This window comes from Pseudomonas sp. 2995-3 (assembly GCF_002742565.1).
In the GTDB taxonomy this organism is placed as follows: Bacteria; Pseudomonadota; Gammaproteobacteria; order Pseudomonadales; family Pseudomonadaceae; genus Aquipseudomonas; species Aquipseudomonas edaphica.
This window is the reverse complement of sequence record NZ_LJSB01000020.1, coordinates 1-229: the sequence shown is the minus strand read 5'-3', so window position 1 is coordinate 229 and position 229 is coordinate 1. Positions and strand designations below refer to the sequence as shown.

1 protein-coding gene is annotated in these 229 nt (G+C 40.2%); it reads left to right on the top strand.

The window, feature by feature from the left end:
- Nucleotides 1-229: aldehyde dehydrogenase family protein (locus AOA62_RS00070; protein ID WP_143521690.1), on the top strand; the 229-nt coding region annotated here is incomplete at both ends.

Genomic DNA, 229 nt, shown 5'->3' with positions numbered 1-229 from the left:
ACCCAGTTGTGCTGAAACCTGCATCACAGACTCCATTGTCTTCTTTTCTAATTGCGGATTTTTTTCATAGAGCTGGATTACCTAAAGGAGCATTGAACGTAGTTACTGGAAAAGGTTCAGTGATTGGCAACTCCATTGTTACTGATCCACGAACGAACGTCATTACTTTCACAGGGAGTCTAGAAGTAGGAAATTCATTAAAAAGCAAAGCAGGACTAAAAAAGGTCAC